This is a genomic window from Mucilaginibacter sp., assembly GCF_039925265.1.
Classification (GTDB): Bacteria; Bacteroidota; Bacteroidia; order Sphingobacteriales; family Sphingobacteriaceae; genus Mucilaginibacter.
The window spans coordinates 48407-63991 of record NZ_JBDSZG010000013.1 but is presented as its reverse complement, the minus strand read 5'-3'; the positions used below and the strand labels follow the sequence as shown (position 1 = coordinate 63991).

The 15585-nt window shown below is 46.3% G+C and carries 14 protein-coding genes and 1 other RNA gene; 11 read left to right on the top strand and 4 right to left on the bottom strand.

From position 1 onward, the window contains the following. The first annotated feature begins 30 nt into the window (after window positions 1–30). A complete protein-coding gene (locus ABIX36_RS05255) occupies window positions 31–642 on the top strand; it encodes a WbqC family protein (RefSeq protein ID WP_348081112.1) in 612 nt (203 codons plus the stop codon). Then, on the top strand, window positions 643–1767 hold the full coding sequence (gene corA, locus ABIX36_RS05250; protein WP_348081111.1) for a magnesium/cobalt transporter CorA: 1125 nt from the start codon (window positions 643–645) through the stop codon (window positions 1765–1767). Between the two features lie 163 nt (window positions 1768–1930). On the opposite strand, the gene ABIX36_RS05245 is transcribed toward corA, so the two are convergent. After that, window positions 1931–3037: an acyltransferase gene (locus ABIX36_RS05245; RefSeq protein ID WP_348081110.1), complete on the bottom strand. Its 1107-nt coding sequence runs from the start codon at window positions 3035–3037 to the stop codon at window positions 1931–1933. 407 nt (window positions 3038–3444) lie between these two features. On the opposite strand from ABIX36_RS05245, the gene ABIX36_RS05240 reads away from it, so the two are divergent. From ABIX36_RS05240 to ABIX36_RS05200, 9 genes are all read left to right on the top strand, one after another. After that, window positions 3445–3891 carry an SRPBCC family protein gene (locus ABIX36_RS05240; protein ID WP_348081109.1) on the top strand — a complete coding sequence of 149 codons (447 nt, stop codon included), beginning with the start codon at window positions 3445–3447 and terminating at the stop codon, window positions 3889–3891. 77 nt (window positions 3892–3968) lie between these two features. Beyond that, complete coding sequence (locus tag ABIX36_RS05235) at window positions 3969–4910, top strand: MBL fold metallo-hydrolase (RefSeq protein WP_348081108.1); 942 nt, start codon at window positions 3969–3971, stop codon at window positions 4908–4910. A 29-nt stretch (window positions 4911–4939) separates the two neighbouring features. Next, complete coding sequence (locus ABIX36_RS05230) at window positions 4940–5173, top strand: DUF3820 family protein (protein WP_348081107.1); 234 nt, start codon at window positions 4940–4942, stop codon at window positions 5171–5173. Window positions 5174–5465: 292 nt separating this feature from the next. Continuing rightward, window positions 5466–6107 (top strand): peptide-methionine (S)-S-oxide reductase MsrA, encoded by a 642-nt coding sequence (gene msrA, locus ABIX36_RS05225; protein ID WP_348081106.1) that lies wholly within the window; start codon window positions 5466–5468, stop codon window positions 6105–6107. 98 nt (window positions 6108–6205) lie between these two features. Then, window positions 6206–6579, top strand: an RNA gene (rnpB, locus tag ABIX36_RS05220) — RNase P RNA component class A. Between the two features lie 291 nt (window positions 6580–6870). Beyond that, a complete protein-coding gene (locus tag ABIX36_RS05215; protein WP_348081105.1) occupies window positions 6871–8250 on the top strand; it encodes a sigma-54 dependent transcriptional regulator in 1380 nt (459 codons plus the stop codon). Between the two features lie 175 nt (window positions 8251–8425). After that, the gene (locus ABIX36_RS05210; protein WP_348081104.1) at window positions 8426–9766 is read left to right on the top strand and encodes a BamA/TamA family outer membrane protein; all 1341 of its coding nucleotides are present in this window, start codon (window positions 8426–8428) and stop codon (window positions 9764–9766) included. Between the two features lie 247 nt (window positions 9767–10013). After that, complete coding sequence (locus ABIX36_RS05205) at window positions 10014–11303, top strand: alpha-L-fucosidase (RefSeq protein WP_348081103.1); 1290 nt, start codon at window positions 10014–10016, stop codon at window positions 11301–11303. A 10-nt stretch (window positions 11304–11313) separates the two neighbouring features. After that, on the top strand, window positions 11314–11736 hold the full coding sequence (locus ABIX36_RS05200; RefSeq protein WP_348081102.1) for an L-rhamnose mutarotase: 423 nt from the start codon (window positions 11314–11316) through the stop codon (window positions 11734–11736). A 72-nt stretch (window positions 11737–11808) separates the two neighbouring features. Here ABIX36_RS05200 and ABIX36_RS05195 read toward each other — a convergent pair whose 3' ends face one another. The 3 genes from ABIX36_RS05195 to ABIX36_RS05185 form a co-directional block, all read right to left on the bottom strand. After that, window positions 11809–13176: an OmpA family protein gene (locus ABIX36_RS05195; RefSeq protein ID WP_348081101.1), complete on the bottom strand. Its 1368-nt coding sequence runs from the start codon at window positions 13174–13176 to the stop codon at window positions 11809–11811. Window positions 13177–13552: 376 nt separating this feature from the next. Next, on the bottom strand, window positions 13553–14392 hold the full coding sequence (locus tag ABIX36_RS05190) for a maleylpyruvate isomerase N-terminal domain-containing protein (protein ID WP_348081100.1): 840 nt from the start codon (window positions 14390–14392) through the stop codon (window positions 13553–13555). Window positions 14393–14398: 6 nt separating this feature from the next. Next, window positions 14399–15580, bottom strand: a complete 1182-nt coding sequence (locus ABIX36_RS05185; RefSeq protein WP_348081099.1) for a PLP-dependent transferase — start codon at window positions 15578–15580, stop codon at window positions 14399–14401. Window positions 15581–15585: the final 5 nt, after the last annotated feature.

Below are 15585 nucleotides of genomic sequence, written 5' to 3'. Positions count from 1 at the left end.
ATTTTGCTGCCACAAACATAAAAAATATATATGATTGAGAATGGTGCTGTTTTACCAATGTTCTATCTGCCACCGGTGGAGTACTTTACCAAACTGCAGCAATTTAAGCCACATGTGCTGATAGAAAAGGAGGAACACTTCCCCAAACAAACTTACCGTAACCGCACAAACATCTACTCGCCCGACGGTTCGCTGTCGCTTACGGTGCCGGTTATAAAAGGTGCCAAGAATCACACCAAAATAAAGGAAGTGCAGATAAGCTACGATTTTAAATGGCAGCGCCTGCACTGGCTAAGCCTGCAAGCCTGTTACCGCAGTTCCGCTTATTTTGAATATTACGAGGCTGATTTCGCGCCCTTTTACGAGAAGCATTACCCCTACCTGTTCGATTATAATTTAGAGCTGCTGGAATTGCTGCTACGCCTGCTGAAAATAAAGCTGCCCCTGCAATTTACCGAAACTTACCAGGCCGCATACCCTACCCTTACCGACCTGCGTTATAGCATGAGCGCTAAAAACCCTGCGGACATGGAACAAAAGCCCTACTTTCAGGTTTTTGAAGATCGGATAGGCTTTCTGAAGAACCAAAGCATCGTAGATCTGCTGTTTAACCAGGGGCCGCAGGCTGTAAATTATTTATAAATGAGCTCTTATACCAAACGGGTACACTTTAAAAATCGCAAGCACAAATTTGAGGTTGGCGCACGCCCCGGAACCATCAATATTCCGGATGACGCTTTGCCGCCCGAAATAGTTATCTACTCGTTTAACGAAACCGACCTGCAAATTAGTGAGGGCTGTGATATGCGAACCATAACGCAGCAGGTAAAAAAGTGTCCCGACCATACCCATTGGATTAAGATAAATGGCCTGGGCGATGCCAAACTGATAGAAGATATCGGCACGTTTATGGGCATCAATCAGCTGGTTTTAGAGGATGTGGTAAATACGCATCAGCGCCCAAAGTTTGATGAATACGATAACTACGTGTTTGGCACAAGCCGCATTATTTTCTTTAATGACGATAACGAACTGGTTAACTGTCAATTCAGTGGCATCGTAAAAGATAACATCATCATCAGTTTTGAAGAAAGCAACATGGATTATTTTGAGCCTGTAAAAACACGTTTACAGGCAGGCAAAGGCATTATCCGCACCGCCGGGCCGGGCTATATTTTTTACGCGCTTACCGATACCATTCTGGATAATTACTTTGTGGTGCTCTCCCAAATTGGCGACCGGATAGACCAAACCGAAGACAAGCTTTACGAGAGCCCGGATAAAAGCATCATGTTTGAGGCGCAGCAACTCAAGCGCACCCTCATTGTTATCCGCCGCTCCTGCTGGCCGGAGCGCGATAAGATAAACGACATGATCCGTAGCGAAAGCGAACTGATCACCAAAGATGTAAAGATCTACCTGCGCGACGCTTACGACCATTGCATTCAGGCCATGGATATGGTAGAAAGCTACAAGGAGGTCACCAGCAGCATCATCGACCTGTATCTAAGTATGGTAAGCAACCGCATGAACGAGATCATGAAGGTGCTCACCATCATCTCGGTAGTATTTATCCCGCTTACCTTTATCGCAGGCATCTACGGCATGAACTTCAGCCGCACGGACGACCACGGGCACCTGATAGCCGACAACATGCCCGAACTATATTGGCATCACGGTTATGTTTACGCCATTATCCTGATGCTCGGCATTGGCGTTGGGTTGCTGTTTATCTTTTGGAAAAAGGGCTGGTTTAATAAACTATAATCTGTCCGAATCAGAATTTACAGAACTCGGCATGGTACGACTTTTCTCGCACTTTTTTGGGTGTTACAAAACGATGGTGCATTATGCAGAATTTTAGAATAAACAGAATAATGGGCTACCTCACATTCTGTTCATTCTAAAATTCTGTAAATTCTAATTCAGACTACGCTAACTTCGCTTTCAACCACTTCCTTACCGGCTCATCGTACAACTTCAGTGCAGCGTAAGCCAGTATAATAAAGAAGAAGAACAAACCTGCCGCGATAGGTATAATGGCTGATGGTTCGGGTTTTGCTTTGATGATCCAGAATGTATACACGTAAATGAAAGGGTAGTGCATAATGTAAATGGGGTACGATATATCGCCCGAAAATTTACAGAGTTTTGCCCAGCGCCCACTGATTTGCCCGCCTGCCCCTGCCGCAACAATTAACGGGAAGAAGATAATAATGCACAGCGCGTCGAAATAACCGTTCCAGCTATAATATGGGAAGAAGAACAATGCGGCTAACAACAGAGAACAAACGATATAAGCCATAGGTACGCGGATGAGTTTACCTGTACGAAAAAGCAGTAGTCCTGCAAAGAAAGGGAACATCATACGCACCGGTGCCACCCAGATATTAGGGTACCCTTCGGCACCATTTCCGTAGAACCAACTGGCAATAAAGGCCGATTTGATCTTAGCGTAACCCCAGCCGGTACCCAGGTCGCCATGGTCTACAGATACCACCAGGAGCACTATACCACTGATGGTAACAACCGCCCAAAGCGCGCCTTTGCTCAGCTTTCGCCCGATGATAGCATATAATATATTGGCGATGTATTCCTGCATCAAACTCCAGCAGGGGCCATCCAGCGGGTGTGTTTCGCCCCAGCCGCGTACATCTGCAGTGGCAGGCAAAAGTGTAAAACCTAACAATATCACCGCGATAAACTTACCGAGATCGATGATCTGCATATCCTTGTAAGGGTCTAACCAGAAGCAGATGGCACCAACGATGGTACCCAATATTACAAGTGGGTGCAAGCGGATGAATCTGATCTTAAAAAATTGCTTTATCGTCATACCCTTTGCCCATCGGTCGTCATACGCGTAACCTACCACAAAGCCCGAGAGCAGGTAAAAAAAATCTACCGCGAGGTAGCCATGATGCATGGGATGTTTTGGCAGTTCGGGAAAGTACGCTTCAAACAAGTGAAATACAACTACCAGCACAGCGGCAGTACCGCGCAGGCCATCCAGGATAGGGTAATGGGGTTTACTCATCAAAGTTTAAAATAATCAGGTTGAGGCGGCAAGATAAGTGAAGATGTACAAATGTGCAAGTTACGGATGTGCAGATAGTTGATGCAGATCATGAAGGGTGGCTTTGCCGGCGTTAGCACTTTTAAAGCTTCCGGATGGTGATGGGTCTCCGGCACTATTCAATATTATTGCCCAAAGTGTTCCAACTTGCGCGTGAAACACTTATTTTTAAAACAATATTGAATATCAATACTTTACAGTTTTTCGTGAAACACTTTGGAACACCCATCCTCTTTAATCAATTAATATAAGTTGTTTATTATAAAGAATTTATAGAAAAACAATAAAAATTAAAAAAACGTTTTGGAACACTGTAATTAGCCATCTTAAAACAGTAACTTTACCCATACCCCTACACATCATATTTCATGTCATCTTTCAATTTCTCCGAAAAGATCATCATCAAAAAACCCGCCGCGATTATTTTTGATTACACCCAGGATTACACCAAACGGCTGGATTGGGATAATTTTTTAAAACAGGCCGAACTTGTAAACGGCGCTACCGAAGCAGGTAAAGGCGTTAAAGCCTGGTGTGTGGCCCGCAATGGTATAGGGATGGAAACCAGGTATGTAACTTTTAGCCGCCCGGGTGTGGCCGCCGTAAAAATGACCAAAGGCCCCTATATGTTTAAAACCTTTGCAGGATCATGGACGTTTAGAGATGCGGGCACCGAAACCGCCAAGGTTACCTTTTATTACAATTACAGGCTGCGTTTCCCATTTACTATCGTGGGTGGCATTATTAAACGCCGGTTACGTCTCAACGTACGGCAAAGGCTAAGAGACCTGAAGAAATGCGTGGAAGCAACCTGATAAAAACAGAGGCGACCCCGTTAAAATAAAACCATTCACCCCTTCTGCATGTTAATTAGCAACCATTATAATAAATTATGTTTGCTAATAAAAATGTTAAATATTTCCAGGTAGCGCAGGGTGTTTGGGGCATGAGGCTCCTGTTTGTAAACGTGTATATGATAGCCAACCGCCGTGGCGCGGGCAAAGGCTGGGTACTGGTAGATACCGGCACCAAGGGCTCCGGGGATAAAATCATCGCTATGGCCGAAGCACTATTCGGCCCGGGAACCCGTCCGTCGGCTATTGTCTTAACTCATGGGCACAGCGATCATGCCGGTTCACTGTACGAACTACTAAAAGTGTGGAACGTTGCTGTTTACGCGCACCATTTAGAAGCACCCTACCTCACCGGTAAATCCTCCTACCCTCCTGCCGACCCGCAAACCGGCGGCGGGCTCATGAGCCTTGCATCGGTGCTATTCCCTACAAAACCTATTAATGTGCGCCGCAATTTAATAGATATAGACATGCTTGAAGGGATCCCAGTATTGCCCGAATGGAAGGTGATCCATACTCCCGGCCACACGCCCGGGCATATTTCCTTGTTTATGCCGCTGAATACCACATTGATAGCCGGCGATGCCTTCACCACCACGCAGGCAGAATCTGCCTGGCACCTGGCGCTTTATAAAAAGAAAGTAAGCGGCCCGCCAAAATATATCACCAGCGACTGGATAGCAGCCGCAAAATCTGTACGTAAGCTTGCGGCATTGCAACCGCGGATAGCGGCAACAGGGCATGGCCCCGTAATGCGAGGCCGCGAATTGGCAACCGAACTTAATTTCCTGGCCAACCGTTTCGAGGAGGTCGCCGTGCCAAAACAAGGGCGCTACGTAGGCCACGCGGCAGTGAGTGATGAGAACGGTGTGCGCTATATTCCGCCTGCGGTAAGCAACAAACGCGCAAAAGCCACCCTGGCAATAGCCGCGGCTTTGGTAGGGTTTTTGGTGGTGAGCAAGGCAACAAAATTGTGGTAGCCCGCCTGTAAATTCCCTACATTTACTCCGTGGAAAATATAAATGCCGACCCGCAGATTTTGGTGGATATTGTGAAGACCCGGATGCCTTTTGGCAAGTATAAAGATACCCTGATATGCGATATCCCTATCAGTTACCTGGAGTGGATGCAGCGCAAGGGCTTCCCTCCCGGCAAGATTGGGATGCTGATGAGCACTACGTACGAAATAAAACTAAACGGGCTGGATAAGCTGCTCTGGATGATAAAAGCGGGGAAAAGATAATCGGTGAATGGTGAATAGAGAGTGGTGAGTGGTTTTGTTGCCCAAACTAAAACGCAACAGGGATTGGAAGGGTTTAGTCCTCACCAGGGTTGGGGACCGGAGCGCAGCGCAGCCCTGAAAAGCCCGGCCCGCAGGGGTGCCATCAATAAAGATGAGTGAGTGGTTTTACTTGTTAAGTCAGCGGATTGCAAAATTCAGCCCTTTTTCCAACTATTCACTGCTCACCACTCACTATTCACATCTTCCCTGTAAGGTTTTTACGTTTATTACTACAAAGAGTAAAACAAGAATTATGAAAAAATTAGCATTATATGTAGCATTGGTATTACTCATTGTAGGATGCGCCAACGGGCAGCCAAAGAGCATGGCCGTATTGCCAAAACCCGCAGCTGGCGAAGCGGTAGCCACCTTTGGCAGCGGTTGTTTCTGGGCCTCACAAGAAGCCATGACCGAATTGAAAGGCGTTAACAAGGTAATAGCCGGTTATGCCGGTGGTAACACCGCCAACCCAACCTACGAAGAAGTGAGCACCCGCACAACCAACCATGCGGAAACCGTACAGGTATATTACGACCCCAAGGTGATCACTTACGCCACGCTTGCCGAGGCATTTTTGTCGGCCCACGACCCAACCACGCTTAACCGTCAGGGGCCTGATGTTGGTACCGATTACCGTTCTATCGCTTTTTACCGCAACGCGAATGAAAAAGCAACTTTGGAGGCCGCTATCAAAAAAATGAACGACTCCAAGCATTACCCAAACCCAGTGGTTACCCAGGTAGTGCCTTTTAAAGTGTTTTACCCTGCCGAAAAATATCACCAGGGCTATTACCGCACCAATGGCGATAACCCCTACATCGGCGCGGTATCTACCCCAAAAGTGCTGAAGATGCGCAAAGCGATGAAGGAATATTTGAAACCGGAGTTTAAATAGTTCATGGCTAATAGTTGATAGTTCATAGTAAAAAACCTTTTTTGGCATTTTGCTATGAACTATCAACCATCATCTATGAACTAAAAACTTATCTTTACACCGCAAAACGTTCTATCGCTACCCGCGCTTAGTGGGTGGAGGAAAGTCCGGGCAACGCAGAGCATCCTGCTTCCTAACGGGAAGGCGCCCGCAGCGGGCGACAGCAAGTGCCACAGAGAATATACCGCCCGCAAGGGTAAGGGTGAAAACGTGAGGTAAGAGCTCACGGCTTTTCCGGGCGACCGGGATCGCGGTAAACCTCAGGAGTTGAAAAACCAAATAGGTTCTGAAAGTGGAGCTGCTCGCTCCCGCCTCCCTACGGGGACGTCAGAATGGGTAGGTTGATTGAACCTGCCGGCAACGGCAGGGCCAGATTAATGATAGAAATTCCTGCAAAGGAACACAGAACCCGGCTTACAGGTTTGCAGCTGTTAAAAAATCCCCTCTTCGGAGGGGATTTTTTGTACATTGGAGATTTTTAGAGGCGCAATACTTCGCGCCTTATTCCTTTGAAAGATTTGCTACCGGGAGACGCGAAGTATCGCGTCTCTACAATAAGCAAACTGTATTCCTAACCTTAAATCCGAAATTGAACATCCGAAATACAAAATTAACTAACTACTCACAACTCACCATTCTCTACTTACCAAAAATTGTGTATTTTTCTATACATTTTTCTATCTTGCACCCAAACATATCAACCTTATTTCCGTTTTAGAGACACATGGCAAAAATTTTAATAATTGATGATGAGCGGTCTATCCGCAATACGCTGCGCGAAATTTTAGAATACGAAGATTATAACGTTGATGATATTGATAACGGTGTAGACGGGCTTGAGCTTATCCGCAAAAACGATTATGACTTGGTACTGTGCGATATAAAAATGAACCGCATGGACGGCATGGAAGTGCTTACCGAAGGGTTGAACCTAAAACCCGACCTGCCTTTTATCATGATATCGGGCCACGGCACGGTAGAAACCGCTGTAGAGGCCAGTAAAAAAGGGGCGTTCGATTTCATCTCCAAACCGCCCGATCTTAACCGCCTGCTGATAACCGTACGCAACGCGCTGGACCGCGGGAGTTTGGTTGTTGAGACAAAAGTATTAAAACGTAAGGCATCCAAAGTACGCCCTATTTTAGGCGAATCGCAGGCCATCATCAAAATAAAAGAAACTATTGAGCGTGTTGGCCCTACGGATGCCCGTGTGCTGGTTACCGGCGCCAACGGTAGCGGTAAAGAGCTGGTTGCCCGCTGGCTGCACGAAAAATCTAACCGCAGCAACGGCCCTATCATTGAGGTGAACTGCGCGGCCATTCCATCGGAACTCATTGAAAGCGAACTATTTGGACACGAAAAGGGCTCGTTTACTTCGGCTATAAAACAACGTATCGGTAAATTCGAATCGGCAAACGGCGGTACGCTGTTTTTAGATGAGATTGGCGATATGAGCCAGAGCGCACAGGCTAAAGTGCTGCGTGCCCTGCAGGAAAGCAAAATTACCCGCGTAGGCGGCGAAAAAGAAATAGATGTGGATGTACGCGTAGTGGCGGCAACCAACAAAGACCTGTTAAAAGAAATTGAGGCCGGTAACTTCCGGATGGACTTGTACCACCGCCTCAGTGTTATCCTCATCCACGTACCGCCACTTACAGAGCGTCGCGATGATATCGCCCTGCTTACGCAGGCCTTTTTGGACGAGATCTGCAATGAGTACGGTATGCCTACCAAAAAGATCTCGGATGCAGCGCTGGATGCCCTTAAAGCACTCCCATGGACGGGTAACATCCGCGAGTTGCGCAACATGGTGGAGCGCCTCATCATCCTGAGTGATAAAACCATTACCGATGGCGATGTAAAAGCATTTGCAAACCCAAGCGCCCCTGTTGCAGCTACTACAGCTGTAGCTGCCGCGCCGCAAACAGATTTCGACCAGTTTACAAACTTCCAGGAATACAAGGATTTTGCCGAGCGTGAGTACATCAAGTTCAAACTCGAAAAAAACAACTGGAACGTATCAAAAACTGCCGACGATATTGATATCCAACGTAGCCACTTATACAGCAAAATTGAAAAATTCGGGCTGAAACGAGGGGAATAAAATTCGCCTGCGTTTTGAAACTTTAACAAAGCCTCTTCGAAAGAAGAGGCTTTATTGTTTACTGTTTTTTTTGGTCATGCTTAAGTAACAAGCACTACAAGTACAAACATTTCCCCGACCTTTTGGGTTTTTAAATTACCCTGTTACTTTAAAATGGGGATTTAAAACAGCCGCTTTGAATAACCAACATAACCAGCCCAACTACAAAAACTTAGCTGCATTATTTTTAATGTGCTTTTTTGGAACTACCTACTGTGCGTATGCGCAGGTTCAGCCCACCCCTGCCGATACCGTGAAAGGCGCAAAAGCGCAACGTATAGAATTAAAGCAACAGAATAAACAAAGCAGCGATTTTGCCAACCAATACGATATTGGCGATGCATTTAAGGCGATATTCCACCCCAACCGCAAGCCCGACAGCGTTTTTAAAAAGCCATCGGGTATCACTATTATACCCAATATCGCGTCTAACCCAAGTATCGGTTCGCAGATTGGTATCAAGGCTGTGGCCGGCCGCAAACTGGGTAACGACCCGAGTACACTGCTCTCCGTAGCGGCCACATCGGCGTCTATCACCACGAAGGGTATTATTTACTTTTATGTGAATCATAATATTTACACCCCGGGTAACGATTGGAACTTCCAGGGAAACCTGGTTATTGCTAAAACCGTATCGCCAGATTATGGGCTGGGCATAGCGCAAGCCAATAACGGCAGCGAGGAAGACCAGGTACTTGCAAACGCGGGCCGTAAAGGGCGTGCGCTCCACTCTATATACTTCAACATTCGCGAGAAAGTGTACAAAGAGGTGCAAAAGAACCTGTTTGTTGGTGCCGGAGTATCGTTTGATATCCGCAGCAATATTGAGGACCAAAAATCTACCGGGCTAACGCCTTATGGTATTTATAACGAACGCCATGGCTTTAGCAATGGCAGCTACCAGGCAAACGGTCTACTGTTTAACGTGCAGTACACCACCCGTGATAACCAGAACCGAGCTTATAAGGGTTTTTACATTGATGCAGGTTTCCGTGTAAACCAGGAATGGATGGGGAGCTCTAAGAACGCGGTGCAATTCACTACCGATTTCCGCAAGTACATCCGCCTTTCCAGCACACACCCGGAGCATGTGATCGCATTCTGGAACTGGGGTTCGTACCTCATCACCGGCAATATCCCCTACCTCGAACTGCCCGGTACGGCTAAAGATGGCAGTTTCCGGAGCGGGCGCGGATATGTATCGCAATATTTTAAAGGTACCAAATACAACTACTCCGAGGCGGAATACCGCTTCCCGATAACCAACAACAAGTTTTTAAGCGGCGTAGCCTTCTTTAACCTGCAAACCGCTAATGATGAAGCAGGCACCAAACTGTTCCAGGTATGGCAGCCGGGTTATGGCGGCGGATTACGTGTACTGTTTAACAAAGCAACCCGCACCAACTTGTGCCTCGATTATGCTTGGGGAAAATATGGCGCGAGAGGGTTCTTTTTGGGCCTAAACGAGGCATTTTAAGAGCCTACGGTCGTCTGCGGGCATAAGATGTCTATCCAAATTAAATCTTCAGCTGGCGTGACCATCACGCTCGCAAATATTATCTTTTAAAGTAACCCTACGCAGGGTCGGGCTACATGTTTTTCTTTAAGCAAAAACCATCTCCCAAAGTATAATCCATTATCTTATTCGAATTATCCATTTACAGCGGCAAACAGCCTCATTACTTTTAGGCCAACCAATTTTCATCATTATAAATCTACCCGAGATGGTTGCTAAAAGATATTTGATTACCTGTTTGCTGCTTATTATTTCGGCACAAAGCTTTGCCCAGCAAACACAAAAGGCCCGGATGCCCGAATTTATGGATCAGCGTTTCGGCATGTTTGTGCACTTTGGGCCAATTACCTTAAGAGGCACCGAAATTGGCTGGAGCCGTAATAAAGAAGTAGCCCAGGCCGATTACGACAGTCTTTATAAAGAGTTTAACCCGGTTTTGTTTAATGCCGATAACTGGGTAAAAGCCGCCAAAGATGCCGGCATCAAATACCTGGTGATCACGGCCAAACACCACGATGGCTTTTGCTTGTGGCCAACCAAATTATCCGACTATAATATTATGAATAGTCCCTTTAAGCGGGATATTGTTGGCGAGCTGGCAAAGGCCTGCAAAAAACAGGGGATGATATTTGGCATTTACTGCACAGTATTGGATTGGCACGACAAAAATTACCCTATCCAAAATCCATACGATTCTACCAAAAATGTAAAAGGAGATATCACGGCATTTAAAGCCACGATGAAAGGCGAGCTAAAAGAACTTATCACCAAATACGACCCCTACCTGCTTTGGTTTGATGGCTACTGGGAGAAACCCTGGACAAACGCCGATGGCCGCGAGATCTACTATTATATCAAATCAATCAATCCGAATATACTGGTGAACAATCGCCTTGGTAAGGTAAGTGAGGTGTTGAGCAATGAATCTGTTGGGGATTACCTGACGCCTGAACAGCGTATTGGGCAGTTGAACATGAACGAACCCTGGGAAAGCTGCATTACCATTTGCCAGCAATGGGCCTGGAAACCAAACGACCAGATGAAATCGCTTAAAGAATGTATCCAAACCCTTGTAAAAACTGCTGCAGGTAACGGCAACCTACTGTTTAACGTTGGGCCGATGATGGACGGCCGCATAGAAGGCAGGCAGGTTACCCGCCTGAAGAAAATTGGCGACTGGATGAAAACATACGGCAGCAGCATTTACAATACCAAAGGCGGCCCATTTGTACCGAACGATAATCTTGCCAGCACCCGCAAAGGCAGCAAGATCTATATCCATGTATTTAAAAGCGCCGGCAACACACTAACGATCCCTACCCTGCCTAATGTGGTTATTAATAAGGCCACATTGTTCAACGGTGAAAAAGTTGAAGTGAAACAAAGCGGGAAAACTATCCAATTAACCCTGCCAGATAAATTACCCGATGATAACGATAATGTGGTAATACTTGACATAAATCAGGATGCAGAAAAACTGCCGGTTATAAAAGCTTAATATGGAAAAGATGAAGGTTTTTTTTATCGTTTTGATCCTGCTCATCATCTGTGCTGCGGCTTACATCCATAAACCGGCAAAAGAGCAGCTTATTGTGAAACGTTACGCCAGCATTACCGGGTTAAAACCGGATAAAGTTGCCCGCTATAAGTACCTGCACGCCCATGCCTGGCCAGCAGTGCTTAAAAAGATAAAGGAATGCAACATCCGCAATTATTCTATCTACCTGAAAAACATCGACGGCAAACCCTATTTGTTTAGCTACTTTGAATACACCGGCAATAATTTTACTGCCGATATGCAAAAAATGGCCACCGACACCAACACGCAAAAATGGTGGAAAGAGACCAATCCTACGCAACTACCCCTCCCCGACGCCGCGGCCAAAGGAAAGATCTGGAGTGATATGGAAGAAGTATTCCATACCCCTTAAACAAACAAAGCGCCCCGATCAAATGACCGGCACGCTTCTGTTCAATATGTCTTGAATCTTGATTCTTAACCCTTAGTATAACGTAAACTCTACCCTACGGTTAGCCTGGCGACCAGCAGCAGTTGCATTGGTAGCTATTGGCTGGCTTTCACCGTAACCTGTAGCTTCTATACGCGATGCATTGGCACCTTTGCTTACTAAGTAGGCTTTGATAGATTCTGCACGGTCTTTAGATAACCTTAGGTTTAAGGCATCCGAACCGGTGTTATCTGTATGGCCGGCTAATTTTAGGCTGAAGTTTTTATCAGTCAGTAATTTAGCAACCCTGTCTAAGCTTGGGAATGATTTAGGGCGGATAGTAGCCTTACCCAAATCAAATTCCAGGTTATTTATCGCGTCTTTAACCACACGTTTGTCTTCTTCGGTTACGTAAACTTTAACCTCAGCTTTTGCAAGCGGGCAACCGGAACCATCTACCTTGGTACCGGCAGGTGTGTTAGGGCATTTATCGTAAAAATCAGGCACACCGTCAGCATCGCTATCAACCGTAAATTTGGCTAAGTTGGCGTTGGTCGCGTCAAGGTCTGCGCGCAATTTATCGTTAGCTGCTTTTTCAGCATCTATTTGTGCCTGTAAAGCGTCTTTGGTTTTTTGGTTTTCCCACAAGTATTCGGTACGCATACTGTTTACCGGGTTATGTGTAGCTAACTGTGGCTTCGAACTTTTGCCCAAAGCAAATTCTAAACCAATGTGCGCGTAAGAGAATTTATCGCTTCCGCCTCCAGCGTTGTAACCGTCGAAGTTATCGGTAGCAACAAAGTTCACCTGGTAACCCATGTCTAAATTAACACCCGAACCCAGGTTGAATTTTAAACCGGCACCAACGGGGATAAATACTTCGCGGATGCTTTCGTCGTTCGCTTTAAAGTTTGTAGATACGCCTGCAGTAGTTGTTAATACAGGTTTGTAATTAATTACACCACCACCAAAGGTAACATAAGGCTGTATTGCGCCTTTTTTGTGGCGCCAGTTAATGTTAGCCAATGTAAGGTTACCGCTTAAGGCTGCCGACCATTGTACTTTTGTTTGGAAGCTGTTAAGACCTGTGCCGTTTGGCTGGGCATCTTTGCCTTTTACTTTACCTGCCAGGAAATCAGCCTGTAAGCCGAATGATGGCAGGATTTGTTTTTTAATGTAACCACCGTAACCTAATTCGGCTTGTGGGGTGGTAAAATCTTGTTTACCGTTTGTACCGAAAATGGTGTAAGGTGTTAAAACACCACCGTGAATACCTATAGACCAGGTGCGGAAAGCGCCGCCGTCTGAAAATGGCTGTACATAATTTTTAGTAGCTGTAGAATCGGGGGATTGTGCGAACAACTTACTACCAACCATCAGGCCGGTTAACAGCAATGTTGCTTTTTTTAGATTTGTTTTCATGTTGAATGATTTTGGTATCGCCCGTTATAATCTATAACAGACGTACCCCAGACAAACAACATTAATGCCAGTTAAGATCAAGTAAGCCTTAAATGACTGTTCAAACACATAGAGATGCTAAACCTTTTAGCTAAGGTACTATTAGTAAGGAATTTATATGAGCAGGCGCAAAACAGCCTGCTGCCGGTAGTTAAAGGCATACAATTATGGTAAAATCGGAAAAAGTGGACCTAAAAACATACGGTTTTGCGTTTTTATTTCACCTCGATCTGTAAAAGCTCGTAACTGAACTGGTACATATCCTGACTAAAAACGAATTTCACGTTGAATTTTTGAAGCACCGGTTTGCTATCAACTGTAGCTTCGCGACAAAACTTTACGCCATCACCGCCACCATATTAAACATGGGGTTAACAAGGATGATATCGCCTGTTGTACCAGAAGCGATCAATGCCACTTCGGGCGAAATAGCTTTGGTGAAAAGTTTCCAGGCGGTATCCGGGTCGAGAATCACCGAGGCGTCTATTTTTTCGAGAGATAAGCCTTTCGCCAATTCCCATTTATTTGCTGCCCGTTTCAAAAACCAATCGCCACCTGCGTCGGTGCTAACGGTGAATTTAATAACCGTGCCTACCCTTGCGGGTGTGTTGCGGTAAGTATGCGGCAGAGCATACATAAAGGTGTCTATCAGCGGGTAATAAAGTTCTTTGGTTATTAGGCCCGGCTTGCCCACCGCATCGCGGATCTGCTGCTGATGGTGCCATTTTTCGGTGTACTCACGGGCAATGTGGAACCAGTTGAGCGAGGTATCCTCCCCTGCCCAGGCAACAGAAAACATGGATGGTGCCCATGGATCGAGCGATTGCAAGTAGGCGAGATGTTGCGGCAGGGCGCTTTCCAATTGATTAGTAAGCAATTGCGGACTTACCCTTTTCATGGCCTTTATCCAAACGGCGTTCAGCTCGTTCAGAAAAGCAACAAGGTCCTGGTAGCTATTGATCTGCGGTGGTGGTTCGTTGTTTTGGTAGTGATGCAGGGACGCTATATTGCGTACGCTTACATCCAGCAGGTGGGCGGCAACATCTTTTACGTTCCATAGCCTGGCAACGGTGGGTTTGTGCCAGTCTTCGGGAGATAAGGAGGCAAGTAATTCCAGCAGTAACTTATCCAGTACAGGGAAAAGGTGCAGGGTTTGTACGGGAATTACTTGCTCCATATTTATCTATGCCATGCTTTTTTCTAAAGCCTGTGTTATATCGTTTATCACATCCTCGGCTTTCTCCAAACCGGCCGATATGCGGATCAGCCCTGGTGTGATGCCTACCGATGCGCGTTCCTCGTCCGTTAGTTTAGAGTGCGTGGTGCTTGCCGGGTGCGATGCAATGCTGCGGCTATCGCCCAGATTGGCCGTTACCGAAAGCAGTTCCAAAGCATCCAAAAACTTACGACCGGCAACAACACCGCCTTTTATCTCGAAACATAAAACACCGCCACCGGCCTTCATTTGCTTTATGGCGATATCGTACTGCGGGTGCCCTTTCAGGAACGGGTACTTAACCCAACTTACGTTAGGGTTGCTCTGTAGCGTTTCGGCAATTTTAAGGGCGTTTGCACAATGGCGCTCCATGCGTACATCTAAAGTTTCCAGGCTTTTGCTCAACACCCATGCGTTAAACGGCGACATGGCCGGCCCGGTGTTACGGCAAAACAGGTATATCTCTTTGATGAGGTCCTTACGGCCAACAATTACGCCGCCCAGTACCCTGCCCTGTCCGTCTATCCATTTGGTGGCCGAGTGTACAATAATATCGGCACCAAAATCTACCGGCCTTTGCAGCAAAGGTGTGGCAAAGCAATTATCTACGTTAAATATCAGGTTATGCTTCTTGGTGAACTGCCCTGCCCATTCCAGATCGATAACTTCTAACTGCGGGTTGGTTGGCGTTTCGAGGTAAAGCATTTTGGTATTTGGCTGCACGGCTGCTTCCCAGGCTTCTTTATCGTTAGCAGGGATAAGCGTGCAGGTGATACCCCAACGCGGCAAATATTTATTCACGATGGTAAAAGTACTCCCGAAAACCGAGCTGCAGCACAGCAGGTGGTCACCGCTTTTCAGCAGACCCATAAAGGTAGAGAAGATAGCACTCATCCCGGTTGAAGTAGCAAAGCCATCGTCGCAGCCTTCTAAAGCACACATTTTGGCCACAAATTCATCAACGGTTGGGTTGCTGAAACGGCTGTAAATATTTTCATCGTTCTCATCAGCAAATGCGGCGCGCATGGTTTCGGCCTCATCAAAGGTAAAGCTGCTGGTTAAATATAAGGGCGATGAGTGCTCGTTCTGAAGGGTTTTGGGGGCGCGGATACGTATGGCCTTGGTTATGGGATCTAATTCTTGTGACATTTTGT

Bases quoted from the DNA above. Each gene is read 5' to 3' on its own strand.
- ABIX36_RS05185 (WP_348081099.1), bottom strand. From the start codon at position 15,580: ATGTCACAAGAATTAGATCCCATAACCAAGGCCATACGTATCCGCGCC.
- msrA (WP_348081106.1), top strand. From the start codon at position 5,466: ATGAAAAAATTAGCATTATATGTAGCATTGGTATTACTCATTGTAGGA.
- ABIX36_RS05240 (WP_348081109.1), top strand. From the start codon at position 3,445: ATGTCATCTTTCAATTTCTCCGAAAAGATCATCATCAAAAAACCCGCC.
- corA (WP_348081111.1), top strand. From the start codon at position 643: ATGAGCTCTTATACCAAACGGGTACACTTTAAAAATCGCAAGCACAAA.
- ABIX36_RS05215 (WP_348081105.1), top strand. From the start codon at position 6,871: ATGGCAAAAATTTTAATAATTGATGATGAGCGGTCTATCCGCAATACG.
- ABIX36_RS05190 (WP_348081100.1), bottom strand. From the start codon at position 14,392: ATGGAGCAAGTAATTCCCGTACAAACCCTGCACCTTTTCCCTGTACTG.
- ABIX36_RS05200 (WP_348081102.1), top strand. From the start codon at position 11,314: ATGAAGGTTTTTTTTATCGTTTTGATCCTGCTCATCATCTGTGCTGCG.
- ABIX36_RS05195 (WP_348081101.1), bottom strand. From the start codon at position 13,176: ATGAAAACAAATCTAAAAAAAGCAACATTGCTGTTAACCGGCCTGATG.
- ABIX36_RS05255 (WP_348081112.1), top strand. From the start codon at position 31: ATGATTGAGAATGGTGCTGTTTTACCAATGTTCTATCTGCCACCGGTG.
- ABIX36_RS05205 (WP_348081103.1), top strand. From the start codon at position 10,014: ATGGTTGCTAAAAGATATTTGATTACCTGTTTGCTGCTTATTATTTCG.
- ABIX36_RS05245 (WP_348081110.1), bottom strand. From the start codon at position 3,037: ATGAGTAAACCCCATTACCCTATCCTGGATGGCCTGCGCGGTACTGCC.
- ABIX36_RS05235 (WP_348081108.1), top strand. From the start codon at position 3,969: ATGTTTGCTAATAAAAATGTTAAATATTTCCAGGTAGCGCAGGGTGTT.